This is a genomic window from Aeromonas sp. HMWF015 (assembly GCF_963878965.1).
Classification (GTDB): Bacteria; Pseudomonadota; Gammaproteobacteria; order Enterobacterales; family Aeromonadaceae; genus Aeromonas; species Aeromonas veronii.
In genome coordinates this window covers 1-13578 of the sequence record NZ_CAWNZT010000096.1, presented here as the reverse complement: position 1 = coordinate 13578, position 13578 = coordinate 1, and the positions used below count along the sequence as shown (strand labels likewise).

13 protein-coding genes are annotated in these 13578 nt (G+C 61.5%); 12 read left to right on the top strand and 1 reads right to left on the bottom strand.

Translation table 11 applies throughout. From position 1 onward, the window contains the following. The first annotated feature begins 347 nt into the window (after positions 1-347). Positions 348-2276, top strand: a complete 1929-nt coding sequence (locus AACS18_RS04425; protein ID WP_181363407.1) for an EAL domain-containing protein — start codon at positions 348-350, stop codon at positions 2274-2276. A 76-nt stretch (positions 2277-2352) separates the two neighbouring features. Here the strand turns inward: AACS18_RS04425 and AACS18_RS04420 are convergent, their stop codons facing one another. Beyond that, positions 2353-3276, bottom strand: a complete 924-nt coding sequence (locus AACS18_RS04420) for a 1-aminocyclopropane-1-carboxylate deaminase/D-cysteine desulfhydrase (protein ID WP_108613791.1) — start codon at positions 3274-3276, stop codon at positions 2353-2355. A gap of 87 nt (positions 3277-3363) precedes the next feature. Here AACS18_RS04420 and AACS18_RS04415 point away from each other — a divergent pair, with 87 nt between their 5' ends. From AACS18_RS04415 to AACS18_RS04365, 11 genes are all read left to right on the top strand, one after another. After that, positions 3364-4227 (top strand): MSHA biogenesis protein MshI, encoded by an 864-nt coding sequence (locus tag AACS18_RS04415; protein WP_108613790.1) that lies wholly within the window; start codon positions 3364-3366, stop codon positions 4225-4227. Next, positions 4227-4820, top strand: a complete 594-nt coding sequence (locus tag AACS18_RS04410; RefSeq protein ID WP_108613789.1) for a PilN domain-containing protein — start codon at positions 4227-4229, stop codon at positions 4818-4820. The genes AACS18_RS04415 and AACS18_RS04410 overlap by 1 nt, the downstream gene beginning before the upstream one ends. Then, entirely contained in the window at positions 4820-5467 is a 648-nt protein-coding gene (locus tag AACS18_RS04405; protein WP_005340017.1) for a hypothetical protein, read from the top strand. The genes AACS18_RS04410 and AACS18_RS04405 overlap by 1 nt, the downstream gene beginning before the upstream one ends. Next, positions 5460-5789, top strand: coding sequence for a SctD/MshK family protein (locus tag AACS18_RS04400; RefSeq protein WP_108613788.1), 330 nt, complete (start codon positions 5460-5462; stop codon positions 5787-5789). Before AACS18_RS04405 ends, AACS18_RS04400 begins: the two co-directional genes overlap by 8 nt. Positions 5790-5859: 70 nt before the next feature. Continuing rightward, positions 5860-7533 carry a pilus (MSHA type) biogenesis protein MshL gene (mshL, locus tag AACS18_RS04395; protein ID WP_108613787.1) on the top strand — a complete coding sequence of 558 codons (1674 nt, stop codon included), beginning with the start codon at positions 5860-5862 and terminating at the stop codon, positions 7531-7533. A gap of 92 nt (positions 7534-7625) precedes the next feature. Next, entirely contained in the window at positions 7626-8516 is an 891-nt protein-coding gene (gene mshM / locus AACS18_RS04390; protein WP_108613786.1) for an MSHA fimbrial biogenesis protein MshM, read from the top strand. After that, on the top strand, positions 8513-9592 hold the full coding sequence (locus AACS18_RS04385; protein WP_181363406.1) for a tetratricopeptide repeat protein: 1080 nt from the start codon (positions 8513-8515) through the stop codon (positions 9590-9592). Before mshM ends, AACS18_RS04385 begins: the two co-directional genes overlap by 4 nt. A 74-nt stretch (positions 9593-9666) precedes the next feature. After that, a complete protein-coding gene (gene mshE / locus AACS18_RS04380) occupies positions 9667-11376 on the top strand; it encodes an MSHA fimbrial ATPase MshE (RefSeq protein ID WP_108613785.1) in 1710 nt (569 codons plus the stop codon). Positions 11377-11379: 3 nt separating this feature from the next. Continuing rightward, complete coding sequence (locus AACS18_RS04375; protein WP_108613784.1) at positions 11380-12600, top strand: type II secretion system F family protein; 1221 nt, start codon at positions 11380-11382, stop codon at positions 12598-12600. Positions 12601-12677: 77 nt separating this feature from the next. Then, a complete protein-coding gene (locus tag AACS18_RS04370) occupies positions 12678-13139 on the top strand; it encodes a hypothetical protein (protein WP_108613783.1) in 462 nt (153 codons plus the stop codon). 77 nt (positions 13140-13216) lie between these two features. Beyond that, on the top strand, positions 13217-13578 hold a 362-nt coding region (locus tag AACS18_RS04365), incomplete at its 3' end, for a prepilin-type N-terminal cleavage/methylation domain-containing protein (protein ID WP_146184849.1).

The window sequence follows — 13578 nt, the reverse complement described above, 5'->3', positions numbered from 1 at the left end:
TGACCTGTCATAAATGACAATTGCCCAGCTTATCCGAACTGCATTAGAGTAGCCCTGCGGTTTGACTCACCGTGTGTTCAATACTCCTGTATCTGTTTTTTGTCAGTAGCACAGAGTGTTAGTTTTGATATGAGTGTTCCTTTTGGTCCCCTTTGAGGGACCATTTTTCTGTCTGTCATCCCGCCCTGTCCCGCATCTGTAGCCCGTCATCCTTGGTATTCTCCCTCTGCTTTGGGTTATGCTTGCCCGCTTAAATTGCAGAAGCGGGATCTTCATCCATAGCTGTGGCCCGATCGCCGCTGCTACCATGAGGCGACATGGATGATGCTGGGCATACGGAAAGGCGCATGAAACTTACTACACAGCTTGTCTCATTTATCACCCTTTGCGTGATCGCAGCCATGGCGACCGTGCTGATTGGCGGGGTGTTCAGCTTTCGCGAGCTGGGCATGGAGTTGCAGCAAAAGAAGGTCGATGCACTGGTCGAAGTGATCGACAAGCAGCTCGATGTTGCTCACGACATGGAGGATATGAGCCACTGGCTGCCCACCCTGCTGCGGGCTGCCCATGTGGTCGAGCTGGAGGTGCGCCAGAATAACCAGCGGGTCTACTGGTTCCGCGATGTGCGTAATCCGGTCGACGAGCAGCTGCTGGTGCCATACAGCCACCCGCTGCCCCATCAGGCCGGCATGCAGGCCAACTTCAAACTGGAGCGCCCCTTCAAGGAGGCGGAATACTCCATCAAGGCGATGTCCGGCATCTCGCTGGGCATTTTTATCGTGGTGTTCGGTCTCTGGTACTCCATCCGCTGGCTGCGCCAACAGCTGCGCGGGGCCGAGCTGCTGGGCATTCGCGCCCAGCTGATCCTCGATGACAAACTCTCCAAACTGAGCCATGACCCCGCCGAAGAGTGGCCGGTGGCCGCCAGTCAGGCCCTCGATCATCTGCTGGCCGAGCTGGCGGATGCCCGCAAGGAGCGCAGCCGCTTCGACAACTTCATTCGCAGCAACGCCTTCGTCGACAAGATGACCGGCATCGGCAACCGGCTGTTTTTCGACAATCGGCTGGAGAGCGCCATCATGGAGGCGAGCGTGATGAGCGGCGGCGTGCTGCTGATCGATCTCGCCTGTCTGGAGGAGCTGGAGGCCGATCAGTTCGAGCTGCTGGGGCACGATTTGATGATGCAGGCGAGCGCCACCATAGGTGCCTTCGTGCGCAAGCATAACGGTGCCCTGCAGGCCCGCTACGCCGGTCAGGTTTTTGCGGTGTTGCTGCCCAATATGTCCGAGAGCGAGATGGTGGATAGCGCCAGCCAGCTGCTCAAGAGCCTGCAACGGCTGCATTGGCCGCAGGAGGTCAACCCCGAGACTGCGGTCTATCTCGGCGCCGTCTGTTATCAGGCAGAAGATAGCCTGCTCAAGGTGCAGGAGGAGGCTGAGCTGGCCCTCAAGAGTGCCCGGCTGCAGGGGCACAACGGCTGGTTCCTCTACGAGAAGCAGCTGGATGAGGAGCAGAGCAGCAAGGGGACGGTACGCTGGCGAACCCTGATCAGCCGCCGTCTCGAAGAGCACGGCATCGAATTTTACACTCAGCCGATCCAGCAGGATCGGGGGCAGGTGGTGCTGCAGCAGGAGCTGCTCACCTATCTGCACGACGAGCAGGGGCGTGCCCTGCAGGCGGGGATCTTCATGCCGATGGCGGAGAAGGTGGGCTTGTTGCTGCAACTGGATCGGCTGGTGGCGGAGCAGACTCTCACTCTGCTCCGCCAGCGCTCCGAGCAGAGCTGTCCCATCAGCCTGACCCTCAGTGCCCAGAGTCTGCTCAACCGCGAGTTCCAGCGCTGGCTCTTCTTCGCCCTGTTCCAGCTGCCGCGCAGCACCAACGAGCGGCTGATCCTGCAACTCTCGGAATCCCAGGTGACCCGCCACTTCGAGGCGCTCAAGCGGCCACTGCGCTCCTTGCGGATGCTGGGCTGCCAGCTGGCCATCGATCATGCCGGTCAGGATGTGGTGAGCACCCAGTACATCAAGGAGTTCGAGATCAACTTCCTCAAGCTGCACCCCAGTCTGGTGCGGGAGATCCATGCCCGTCAGGTCAACCAGATGGCGGTCCGCAGTCTGGTAGGCGGCTGCGCCAATACCCGCACCCGGGTGCTGGCTGTGGGGGTGGAGAGTGGCGACGAGTGGAAGATGCTGCGCCACCTCGGGGTGCATGCCGGGCAGGGGCCCTGGTTTGCCGAGCCCCAGCGGCTGGTGCTGGAACCGGCTGGTGATTGAGATAAACAACAGAGGGTCGCCTTGGGGCGACCCTCTGTTGTTTGCGATGCTGTTTGCGGTTGCCGTCAGGCGGGGATCACAGTCGCCCCTGCTCCCGCAGCCCGGCGAGCCCTTGCATACCGCCGGTGTGGATAAAGACGATTTTGCTGCCGGGGGCGATGCGGCCCGCCGCCAGTTCGCGAAACAGACCCCACATTGCCTTGCCGCTATAGATGGGTTCAAGGGGCAGAGCGGTCGTGGCGCTGAAATCCTGCACCCACTGCCAGAGGGCCGGGCTGAATTTGGCGTAGCCACCATCGTGGTGATCGAGCGCGATGCGCCAGCCGGGGATATTGGCAGCGGCGGGATGGAGGCGACACACCTCGTCAGCGATAAAGCCGCCTCCTTTCAGTACCGCAATGGCGAGGATCTGCTCCCGATCCCGTTTGCCAGCGATCAGGCCCGCCAGGGTGCCGCCGCTGGCGCAGGGCAGTACCCAGAGATCCGGCGAGAAGGGCACCTCGCCGACCAGTTCCGCCACCCCGGGGATGGCCAGCGGGCTGCTACCCCCTTCCGGCACGATCAGGGTATCGGGTGCATCGAATTGGGCCAGCCAGTCGGGATCCTGCCGTCGCCGGTAACTCTGGCGGTCGACGAAAACGAGATCCATGCCCCAGTGCCGGGCATCTCGAAGGGTAGAGTTACTGACGGCGTCATATTCGCCCCGTATGATACCGGTAGTACGAAGACCAGATTGGCACCCCGCTGCCGCCAGCGCGTGGATATGATTGGAGTAGGCGCCGCCAAACGAGAGCAGATGCCGTTTGCCGTGCTCTTTGGCATGCCGCAGGTGGTACTTGAGCTTGCGCCACTTGTTGCCGGAGATGGCCGGATGGATCAGATCATCCCGCTTGCACCACAGCTCGACGCCATAGCGGGTCAGCAACGGATGGTGGAGGCGTTGCAGGGGGGAAGGGAGGATGGCTTGACCCTCTGACTCGGCGGAAAGGTTGGCTTGCAATGGTGAGTCCGTCTTTTAATCTGGAGGCTAATCTGCTGTTTATGTTAATATTTCATACATTTAATCACTATTGATGGGCGGGCTTACATGAAACAACTGTTCAGACGGTCGACGCCAAGCCGCCAGGTCGGGCTCTTGCTGGCCAATGACAGGATCATGCTGGCTGCGGTGGGCAATCCCCCCGTCTTCGCGACGCGCACCATCAACGGCCCACAGGAGTGGGCAGTGGCCATGAACGAGCTGTTCAGCCGTCATGGGCTGGCCAAGTCTACGGTGCGGGTGGCCCTCGCCGCCAGCCTTTATCAACAGATCCAGATCGACAAGCCTGCCGTGCCTGATGCCGAGATGGCGGGGGCGCTCCCCTGGGCCATCAAGGATTATGTCAGCGAACCCGTGCTGCAACTGGCGATGGATTATGTGGACTTGCCCACTCCGCCTGCCGGTCGTCCGCGCATCAATGTGATCTGCCTGCCCAAGAGCCGGGTGCAACAGCTGGCCGATGCCATCAACGGCATCGCCTCCCTGCAATCCATCATCAGCGACGAATTGGCGCTGACCTCTCTCTATGACGCGGATGAGACGGTGCGCATGCTGCTGTGGCAGCCCAAGGGGCAGGATCTGCAACTGCTGGTCTTCCATCAGGGCGGGCTCTGCTTCTCTCGCCAGCTGCGCGGTTTTACCAGCCTGACTGGCGAACATGAGCCGGACAGCATGCTGCTTGATTCACTGGCGCTGGAGATCCAGCGCTCCCTCGACTATCTGGCGGGCCAGCTGAAATTGCCCGAGTTGGGGCAGATGCAGTTCGCCGTCGCCTCGCCTTTTATCGGTACCCTGGTGCGCCACATGGAGCAGACCTTTGGTTTCGCTGTTTCCGCCATGGCCAATAAAGCGGTGCTGGCCGGCGTCGAATACCTCTCGGCCTATGCCGCCGCCATCGGGGAGGATGCGTGATGAAACGTCAGATAAACCTCTATGGCGCCGAGTTTCGCCCCAAGCGGCAGTGGGCCAGCCTCAATCAGATGGCGCTGGTATGGGGCTTTGCGCTGCTGCTGATCCTGTTGACGGGTGTCGGTTACAGCTGGCAGCAGCAGCAGGTCAGCCGGGCCCTGGCGCAGCGCTCTGCCGAGCTGGAACTCAAGCGCAGCGAGGCGCAGCGGCTCGATGCCGAGCTGGCGCGCCATCAGGCGGATCCTCGGCTGCAACAGCAACTGGTCAACAAGCAGGATGAGCTGACGGCCAAGCAGGGGCTGATGCGCCAATTGGGCAGCCTGACCCTGCAAAAATCCCAGGGCTACGCCAGCGTGATGGCGGATCTCTCCCGCATTCGCAACAGCAACCTGTCGTTGCAGCGCATCGAGATCAACGAAGGGCGGATCAACCTCTCTGGCTTTGCCGGACGCAGTCAGGATGTACCGGCCTGGGTCAACCGCTTCAAGCAGACCCCGAGTCTGGTAGGCAAGGAGTTTGGTGAACTGACCCTCGGCCGTGACAAGGAGGGTCGACTGACCTTCCAGTTGAGCGGCATTGTGCGGGAGAAACCATGATGAACCTGAAAGCACAATGGCAGGCATGGGGCCAGCGTATCGCCGTGTTGAGCCAGCGGGAGCGGGTGTTGATCCTGCTGACTGGTCTGGTGCTGCTGGGGGCGGCCGGACTCTACGGCTGGCTCGATGGCGCTGATACTCGCCTGCAGCAGGATCGCATGGCCCTGAGCGCCGCCGAGCGCGACCTCGAGATCATGGAGCTGGAAAACCTCGGCAAACAGGCACGGCTCAAGCGGGATCCCAATCAGGGAGTTCGCGACCAGCTGGCGCAGGTCGAGGCGGATCTGGCCCGGATCGACGATGAGCTGAAGGCCCAGACCGTCGATCTGATCCCGGCGCACGAGATGCCGCTGGTGCTGGAGGCGCTGCTCTCCCGCTCCGCCAACCTTCACATGCTGGCCCTCAGTTCGCTGGAGCCGACCCCGCTGATGGCGGGGGAGCAAAAGGTCAATCTCTACAAGCACGGTATCCGGCTTCAGCTTGAAGGCGGCTATTTCGATGTGTATCAATATCTTAAAGCGCTGGAAGCCTTGCCGCGTCACTTTTACTGGAAGCAGTTCGACTATCAGGTCAAAGCCTATCCCGGCGCTGTGGTGGAGATGGAGATCTACACCCTGAGTACCAGCAAGGAGTTTATCCGTGGCTAGAGTGTTTGCGTTGTGCTGTTGCCTGTTCAGCTTGCTGGTACAGGCGGAGCAGGTCGAGGTATTGCAGGATCCCACCGCGCCGCTGGCGGACGTGGCGGCTGGCGCCCGTGCGACCGGCGAGAGCAGTGCCGGTTTGCCGAAGCTGCAGAGTGTGGTGCTGGGCAATGGCCCGGCACTGGCGGTACTCAATGGCAAGAGTTATCGGGTCGGACAACAGGTGGACGGCTATACGCTGGTGGCCATCAATGCCGATGCCGTGGTGCTGGAAAAGGCGGGAAAACGCCATGCGGTAACACTGTTTGCCAGCAAGATCCGGGTTTGAGTCGTGCTTGCCTCTCGAGAGGTGAATCGGCTTTATCGAGTTTAATTGCAAGTCAGGGTGCCCTAATTACATGAAAAAACACCGTCTCTGTCTGATCACCGTGGCCATGATGGCTGCAGGCTGTACCACGTATCAGCACCCCGAGCCGACCCAGGCGAAGGATGCCCTCAAACAGGCCATGAACGAACAGCAGAAACAGGCTGCCCCTCTGACCGCGTTGCCCAAATCGGTGCAAAGTGAATTGCTGCAGCTGAACCGGCCGCAGATGCCGGTCGGCATGCCGGAGAAGCGGTTGCGTATCGCGGCTCACGACGTGGAGGCGGTGGAGTTTTTCGGTTCCCTGTTCAAGGGCTCCCGCTACAGCGTGGCGGTTCACCCCGGGGTGGCCGGGCTGGTTTCCGTCGAGCTCAAGGATGTGACTCTGCCGGAAGTGCTGGCGGTGGTGGGTGACATGTACGGCTTCGACGTGCAGCGCAAGGGCAATGTCTTCCATATCTATCCGGCGGGTCTGCGCACCGAAACCATCCCGGTCAACTATCTGATGATGTCCCGTCGTGGCCTCTCCCGCACCTCGGTCAGCACTGGCGGGGTGACGGCCAATGACAGCAATAACAGCAGCGACAGCAGTTTTGACAGTGCATCGAACAACAACAGCGGCAGCAACAGCTCAACCAGCAACAACTCGAGCGGTGACAACAACAACGGCACCCGTATCGAAACCGACACCAACAGCGACTACTGGACCGATCTGCGCGACTCCCTGCAGACCCTGATTGGCACGGGTGACGGTCGCGCCGTGATCACCAGCCCGCAGGCTGGTCTGGTCACCATCCGCGCCTACCCGAAAGAGCTCAAGGCGGTGCGTGAATTCCTGACCCAGTCAGAGAGTCACCTCAAGCGGCAGGTGGTGCTGGAGGCACGGATCATCGAAGTTGCCCTCAACGAAGGGTATGAGCAGGGGGTGGACTGGAGCGGTCTCTCCGCCAGCTGGGATGGCAACAAGGGGATTACCGGTGGCCAGTCGCTTGCCAATACTCAGCTGCCCAGCACCCCCAACCAGATCTTCAGTGCGCTGGGTGGCGGCGCCGGTTTCAAGATCTCTGATGGCAACTTCAATGTGGCGGTCAACCTGCTCAAGACCCAAGGCGATGTGAATACCCTCTCCAGTCCCCGTGTCACCGCAACCAACAACCAGAAGGCGGTGATCAAGGTGGGGACGGACGAGTATTACGTCACCAATGCGTCCACCACCATTACCACTACCTCGACGGGCACAGACAAGACGCCTAACGTGGAGCTGACCCCCTTCTTCTCCGGTATAGCGCTGGACGTAACGCCGCAGATCGATGAAGAGGGGAAGGTGCTGCTGCATATCCATCCCTCGGTTATCGATACCGAAGAGCAAAACAAGGTGATCGACATGGGTACCTCGGGTGGCAAGTTGCAACTGCCGCTCGCCAAGAGCTCGATCCGCGAATCCGATACCGTGGTGCAGGCCAATAACGGTGACATCATCGTTATCGGCGGCCTGATGAAGACCGACAAGCAGGAGATCGTCAGCAAGGTGCCGCTGCTGGGGGATATTCCCTGGGTGGGTGAAGCCTTTACCAACCGCCGCGAGAGCACCAAGAAGGTGGAGCTGGTGATCATGCTCAAACCGACCGTGGTGGAGAAAGATACCTGGCAAAACGAGCTGCAACGCTCCTCCGAGCTGCTCGACAAGTGGTATCCGGCCAAGGGCTGACCCATGACACCAGATGCGGTCACCCTTATTCCGAACGGCCTGTGCAGTCTTGAGTGCACAGGCTGCTTGCTTGCCGTGGCAGGTGAGGTCTCATGTACCTGACCCACTTCGGCCTGCAGGAGGCACCGTTCAGCCTCACTCCCAATACCGGCTTCTACTACGGCCTGCCGCCTCACGAAGAGGCGCTGCAGGTACTCAACTGGGCGCTGGCGCAGGGGGAGGGCTTTATCAAGGTGACCGGCGAGGTAGGTACTGGCAAGACCCTGCTCTGCCGCAAGCTGCTCAGCGAGCTGGGTTCGGAAGCGCGTCCGGTGCGGCTTGCCTGGTTGCCCAATCCCCACCTCACTCCGGCCGAGCTGCGCATCGCGCTGGCGCTGGAGCTGGGGTTGGCGGTACGGGATCAGAGCGAGCTGGATCTGACCGATCGCATCCATCGTCACCTGATCAGTCTGCACCAGCAGGGCAGCCGGGTGGGGGTGCTGATCGACGAGGCGCAAGCGCTGCCGGACGAGACGCTGGAGGCGATCCGCCTGTTCGGCAATCTCGAGACCGAATCGAGCAAGCTGCTGCAGATCGTGCTGTTCGGCCAGCCGGAGCTGGATGCCAGACTGGCCAAGCCGCATCTGCGCCAACTGCGCCAGCGGATTGGCTTCTCCTACTGCCTGCGGCCGCTGCGTTTTGACGAGACTCGCGCCTATCTGGAGCACAGATTGCAGGTCTCCGGGTATCGCGGGGCACCGCTGTTCGCAGGTCGAGCCATGCGTCTGTTGTGGCGGGCATCGCGAGGGATCCCGAGACTTATCAATATCCTGGCGCAGAAGTGTCTGATGCTGGCCTATGGTCAGGGTGTGCGTCAGATCGATAGCCATCTGGTGCGGCTCGCCATTCGCGATACCGACGATGCCAGCCGCTTTGCGCCACGGCGCTGGTGGCCCCTGTTACTGTTGCTGGGGTGCGCCCTGGCTTATGGAGTCTGGCCATGAGCGTCATCAACCAGATGCTGAAAGATCTGGATCAGCGTCAGCAAGGATCCGATGGCGCTGCCGTCTATATTGCCCCTGCGCGTCAGCAGGGATGGTGGATGTTGCTGCTGACCCTGATCTGCGGTCTGGCACTGGGGATCCTTGGTTGGCGAACCTGGATCTACTGGCAGCAGACCCATACCGTGACGGCTGCCAGCGAGGTGATCGCCCCCGATGTGGTGGCAAGGGCCGCCGCGCCAGTCAGCCAGCCCGAGCCGGTCGAGGTGGCGGCCGCGCTGCCGTTGCCAAGTCAGGATGAGGTGAATGATGAGGCAGGCGAGAGTGACTCGGATGGCATGGCCGACGGTGCGCCCTTTGATGCCTCCAGCGATGTTGACGAGACGGAGCCGACCGATGAAGAGCTGCAGCCCGAGCTTTACGCCGAACTGGCGGCAGAGCAGCAGGCAGTCGCCAGCGCGCCGCGCAAACCGAGCGTATTGAAGATCGAGACGGTCGAGCTGTCGGCCAAGGAGCTGGCGGCACTGGCGGAGCGCAAGGCGACCACCGCCATGGCCAAGGGAAGCCTGCGGGATGCGCAGGACAACTACTATCAGGTGCTGGCCCACGATCCCTATAACCAGGGGGCGCGCGAGCAGCTGGCGGGGCTGCTCTACGGCGAGGGCCGCCTGACCGAGGCGCGTCAGCTGCTGGAAGAGGGGATCCGGCTCGATCCCCAGCAGGCCGATTTTCGTCTGCTGCTGGCCCGCCTTGCTATCAGCGAGGGGCAACAGCAGCAGGCGCTTGGCTGGTTGTCCGGTTATCAGCCGGATCTCGCCAGCAACATGGACTATTACGCGACCTGGGCCGGGCTGACTCAGGAGCTGGGCCTGAATGCCGATGCGGCGGCGCTCTATGTGAAGCTGCTGCGTCAGCAGCCGGATCAGGGCCGCTGGTGGCTTGGCCTCGGCGTGGCCGAGGATGGTCAGGGCCACAGCCAGCGGGCGCTCGATGCCTATCGCAACGCCTTGCTGCACGGCAACCTCGGCGAGGCGTCGACCAACTGGCTGGAACAACGAATTGGTCAACTAACCCCTTGATAAACAGCAGGTTCGATTAGCGAAGCGGAATCGGATGCGGCAACGGGTGTGAAGTAACAGAGATCGGAGCAAACATGGCACAACCCAGACTGAAAATGCGCCTCGGCGACCTGCTGGTACAAGAGCAGATCATCTCTGATGATCAGCTGCAGCTTGCCCTGCAGCAGCAGCGTCAGACCGGCCGCAAGCTGGGCACCACTCTCATCGACCTCGGCTTTATCAGCGAGGTGCAGCTGTTGCAGTTCCTCGCCCGCCAGCTGGATGTGCCCTTCTTCGATCTCAACAACCTGACCATCGACGCCGCTGCGGTGCCACTGCTGCCCGAAGTGCAGGCGCGCCGTTATCGGGCGCTGGCGGTCAACCTTACCGACGACAAGGTGACGGTGGCGATGTCGGACCCGGCGGATCTGAGCGCACTGGATGCCGTCGCCGCCTTGCTCAGCCCGCGCATCATGGTGCTGGCGGTGGCGCGGGAAGGGCAGCTGCTGGAGTATTTCGACCGCCTCTATCGCCGCACCCGCGAGATCGAGAGCTTCGCCGAACAGCTGCAGGAGGAGTATCAGGACTCCGGTTTCGAGCTGGGCTCCAGCAATCTGGGGGCTAATGACGAGGGGGAGGCGACGGTGGCCAAGCTGCTGCGCTCCCTGTTTGAGGATGCGGTGCAGGTAGGGGCGTCGGATATCCACATCGAGCCGGACGAGAAGGTGCTGCGCATTCGCCAGCGGATCGACGGTATCCTCCACGAGAATATCCTCAACGAGGTGCGGATCGCCCAGGCGCTGGTGCTGCGCCTCAAGCTGGTGGCGGGGCTCGATATCTCCGAGAAGCGCTTGCCGCAGGATGGCCGTTTCAACATGAAAGTGCGCGGTCGCGATGTGGATGTGCGGATGTCCACCATGCCGGTGCAGTATGGCGAGTCTGTGGTGATGCGTCTGCTGGATCAATCATCCGGCATCCTATCGCTGACCGAGACCGGCATGCCGCCGGAGATCCTGACCCGTTTCCGTCGTCAGCTCAAACGGCCACACGGGATGATCCTGGTGACCGGCCCGACCGGTAGCGGCAAGACCACCACCCTCTATGGCGCCCTCTCCGAGCTCAACCAGTCCAGCAACAAGATCATCACGGTAGAAGACCCGGTGGAGTATCGTCTCTCCCGCGTCAATCAGGTGCAGGTCAACCCCAAGATCGGCCTCACCTTCTCCAACGTGCTGCGCTCCACCCTGCGTCAGGATCCGGACATCCTGCTGGTGGGGGAGATGCGGGACAACGAGACGGTGGAGATCGGCTTGCGTGGCGCCATCACCGGTCACCTGGTGCTGACCACCCTGCACACCAACGATGCGGTGACCAGTGCCTTGCGCCTCATCGACATGGGGGCGCCCGGCTATCTGGTGGCGAGCGCCCTGCGGGCGGTGGTCGCACAGCGGCTGGTGCGGCGGGTATGTGAGCACTGCGTCGAGGAGAAGGCGCCCGACGAAGGGCAGGCCACCTGGCTCACCGTGCTCTCCGGCGAGGTGCCCGGCCAGCACACCTATCACAAGGGGCGGGGTTGCCAGAGCTGCAACTTTACCGGTTATTCCGGCCGGATCGGGGTCTACGAGCTGCTGGAGCTGGATCAGCCGATGATGGATGCCCTGCGCCGCAACGATGCGGAAGGGTTCGCCAAGGCGGCCCGTCAACACGAACACTACCGGCCGCTGGCCCTCACTGCCCTCGATTATGCCCGTCAGGGGATCACCTCGGTGGATGAGGTGCTGCGACTGGCCGAGGATCTGGGGTAAGCGATGGCTAACTTTGCCTACAAGGGGCGTGACAGCCAGGGCAACGCCACCAGTGGCGTGGTCGAAGCGGCCAACGAGATGGCGGCCGCCGAGCAGCTGATGCGCCGCGGCGTGATGCCCACCGAGCTCAAACCGGGCAAGGCCAAATCCGCCGCCATCGACTGGTCACTGTTGCTGGAAGGGGGTGTCAAGCTGGATGAGCTGGTGATCTTCAGCCGCCAGATGTATGCCCTGACCAGGGCCGGGATCCCGATCCTGCGCGCCATTGCCGGGCTGGAGGAGAGCACTCACAGCAAGCCGCTCAAGCGGGCGCTTCACTCGCTGGGGGAAGATCTTGGCAACGGTCGCCCGCTCTCCAGCTCGATGCAGGCGCACCCCAAGGTATTCAGCAGCCTGTTTGTCGCCATCATCCATGTGGGTGAGAACACAGGTCAGCTGGAAGAGTCCTTTTTGCAGCTCGCCAACTATTTCGAGCTGGAGCTGGAGACCCGCAAGCGGATCAAGACCGCCATGCGCTACCCCAGCTTCGTGATGATCGCCATCGGTATCGCCATGGTGATCCTCAATATCATGGTGATCCCGGTGTTTGCCGGCATGTTCGCCAAATTCGGGGTGGAGTTGCCGCTGGCGACCCGAATTTTGCTCGCAACCTCGCACTTTTTTGTCAACTACTGGTGGCTGCTGCTCGCCATTCTGGTTGGGATGGTGTTCGGTTGGCGCCGTTGGGTCGCCACCACCAAGGGCAAGCTGACCTGGCACCGTTGGCAGCTCAAGTTGCCGATCGTCGGCACTATCATAGAGCGCTCCCTGCTGGCCCGTTTTGCCCGCAGTTTTTCCATGATGCTCAAGGCCGGCGTGCCGCTGAACACTGCGCTGACCCTGGTGGCCGATGCAGTAGATAACGCCTGGATGGCGGGGCGGGTGCGGGATATGCGCGCCGGTATCGAGCGGGGCGAGAGCCTGCTGCGCACAGCCAGCAGCAGTGGCCTGTTTACCCCGCTGGTGATGCAGATGATCGCCGTGGGGGAGGAGACCGGTCAGGTCGATGACCTGCTGCACGAAGCGGCCGAGTATTACGAGCGGGAGGTGGATTATGACCTCAAGAGTCTCACCGCCCGCATCGAGCCGATCCTGATCGGGATTGTGGCTGTGATGGTGCTGATCCTGGCGCTGGGTATCTTCACACCGATGTGGGACATGATGCGCGCGGTTCGCGGCAAGTAACTCGGCATCTTCACGCTTGAGTGGTGGGACATGATGCGAGCCGTAAGAGGCAAGTGTTCGGTGGAGTCGAGGGCTGGATGAGCAGACAGACGCAGCAAGATGATCGCTGGCTGACCGGATATCGGCGGATTGCCGTGATCATCTTGCTGATGGTGATCGTGGCGACCCTGGTGCGCAGCTATCAGGGCCACCGGGAAGAGGCGCAGCAGCTCACTCTCACCTTGTTGGGGGAGCAATTTGCCGAGCGGGCACAGCGTTTGCACGGGATCTGGCTCGATGAGCGGCGTCCGCAGATACTGCATGTCGCCGGCAAGGGGTGGCAGTTTGATGCCCGGGGTTGGCCTCTGGGGCTGGTGCCGCTGCAATCCCCTTCGGAAAATTGCCGTCAGTTGTGGCTGACACTGATGGGTGAGACGAAGGGGGGCGTGCCTCCCCTGCAGGTTCTGGCCCGCCCCGATGGCAGTGGTTGCGAGATGGGGTGGGATGGTTATTGGCTGGTTTATCAGTTTTCTGACGGGCGGGTGATGAAAAAGCCTTGAATGAAACTAATCATATGACCCAACTACATGATTTTTTTGGGCCTGCATGAAATAATGCGGTGCATTACGGAGGGAGCATGACAATGAAACCAATGGCACCAACAATGCCGGAAAACGGGATGAGGAGACAGTCTGCCGGCTTTTCCCTCATTGAGCTGGTGATCGTTATCGTGATCCTGGGGATCCTGGCGGTGACTGCACTGCCGCGCTTTCTCGATGTGACTGACGAAGCGAAGAAGGCCAGCGTGGAAGGAGTCTCTGGCGGTTTTGCTACCGGCGTTTCACTGGTTCGGGCGCAATGGGAGGCGGAAGGTCGCGCCAAACAGGACAGCCTCAATACCGTGCTCTATGACGGTAGTCGCTTCTATCTGACCACACCGACCGAGACCCAGATCAGCAACGGCGAGCTGTCGCCCGGCTATCCGATGGATACCGTTGC